The organism is Okeania sp. (assembly GCF_983059655.1).
In genome coordinates this window covers 1-1,956 of sequence record NZ_CEZPJD010000671.1, presented here as the reverse complement: position 1 = coordinate 1,956, position 1,956 = coordinate 1, and the positions used below count along the sequence as shown (strand labels likewise).

The window sequence follows — 1,956 nt, the reverse complement described above, 5'->3', positions numbered from 1 at the left end:
TTGATGCAAAATACTGACGAACTGACTAATCTTTTGCGGGGATTAAATGGAGAATATATTCCTGCTGCTCCAGGAGGAGATTTATTACGAGATGGTCCGGGAGTTTTGCCAACTGGTCGAAATATTCATGCTTTAGACCCCTATCGAATGCCTTCTCCTGCTGCTTATGAAAGAGGGCGAGAAATTGCCAAGAAAATTATTAATCAACATCTGGAAGAAAATGATAATTATCCCGAAACTGTGGCAGTAATGTTATGGGGTTTAGATGCTATTAAAACCCGTGGTGAATCAATAGGAATTTTATTAGAATTAGTAGGTGCTGAACCAGTAAAAGAAGGTACGGGTCGTATCGTTCGTTATGAATTAAAGACTTTAGCTGAAGTCGGTCATCCCCGCATCGATATTTTAGGAAATTTATCAGGAATTTTCCGAGATAGTTTTGTCAATATTATTGAATTATTAGACGATCTATTCCAACGAGCAGCAACCGCAGAGGAACCCGTAGAACAAAATTTTATCCGCAAACACGCTTTAGCATTGCAAGCGCAAGGTATAGAAAATGTTTCGGCACGGTTATTTTCCAATCCCGCTGGTGATTTTGGTTCCTTGGTAAACGACCGAGTTGTCGATGGTAACTGGGAATCAGCGGATGAATTGGGCGATACTTGGCAAGGGCGAAATGTCTTTAGTTACGGTCGTCAGGATCAAGGTCAAGCGCGACCAGAAGTATTGCAGGAGTTGTTGAAGGGTTGCGATCGCATTGTCCAGGAAATTGATTCGGTGGAGTATGGTTTGACAGATATTCAGGAATATTATGCTAATACTGGTGGGTTGAAATTAGCAGCAGAAAAACAAAGGGGTAAAAAAGTAAGTGCGAGTTTCGTGGAAAGTTTCTCCAAAGATACCACCCCCCGAAAATTAGAAGATTTGTTGCGGATGGAATATCGCACGAAATTATTGAATCCAAAGTGGGCGGAAGCAATGGCAAATCAAGGTAGTGGCGGAGCTTACGAAATTTCCCAACGGATGACAGCGTTGATAGGTTGGGGCGGTACAGCTAATTTTGCTGATAATTGGGTTTATGAGGGTGCTGCCGAGACTTATGCTTTGGATGCAGAGATGGCGCAGAAATTACGGGAGGCAAACCCAGAAGCGTTTCGGAATATTATTGGGCGGATGTTGGAAGCAAGTGGGCGAGGTTTATGGGAAGCTGATGAGGAGAAGTTGGAGAAGTTGCGAGAGTTGTATGAGGTAGCGGATGAGGAAATTGAGGGTGTTAATATTGGCTAGTGTCAGTAGGTTGGGTTTTGCTACGCAACATGAAAAAGCGGCAGCACAACCCAACAAACCAAGATAATAATGTTGATTAAAGGATCGGCAAAAATATGACTCAATCAATACTAAAATCAATAGAAATTATTGGACTAGCGATCGCCATAAGTGGGTTGACAATCGTAGGGATTGTATCGACTTCTCCCCCCTGGGGAAGTTTTGTGCCCTTCACAGGCGTGGAAGCTCTCCCTGGCCTGATGATTATTATCCCTTTACTCTACATGAATTTCAAGAGCACTCGTTTTATAGTCAATAACCGGATAATATCCAAAACGATTAAGTTTTGCTGTCTTCTATTCTTAGCAGTTGGTTGGCTGACAATCGCAAGGTACTGGATTTATAATAGTATTATAAGTAGTCCTGAAGGTAATTTTAATCTTTCTCGGGGAGAGCGCACTGCTATTGTTGAAAAAATCCAAAACGGAACCTTGCACGGTGAAAAGAGATGTACCACCCCATCCCCATACAATTGTACCGAATTTATTCGATTACCTGATTCCTACCGTGATTTAGCTCGTGATGGCCGGGTTAAAGTTACAAGACGAGATGATATTCTTTATATATACTTTCTTTATGATACAACTAATTTTGGCGATATATTACATTACTTAGTATATACGTCTG

Annotated in this window: 2 protein-coding genes; both read left to right on the top strand. The window is 41.6% G+C overall.

Translation table 11 applies throughout. From position 1 onward, the window contains the following. A partial coding sequence (locus AC3DU7_RS26335; protein WP_488042238.1) for a cobaltochelatase subunit CobN occupies nucleotides 1-1,290 on the top strand: 1,290 nt, incomplete at its 5' end. A gap of 95 nt (nucleotides 1,291-1,385) precedes the next feature. Then, nucleotides 1,386-1,956: hypothetical protein (locus AC3DU7_RS26330; protein ID WP_488042237.1), on the top strand; the 571-nt coding region annotated here is incomplete at its 3' end.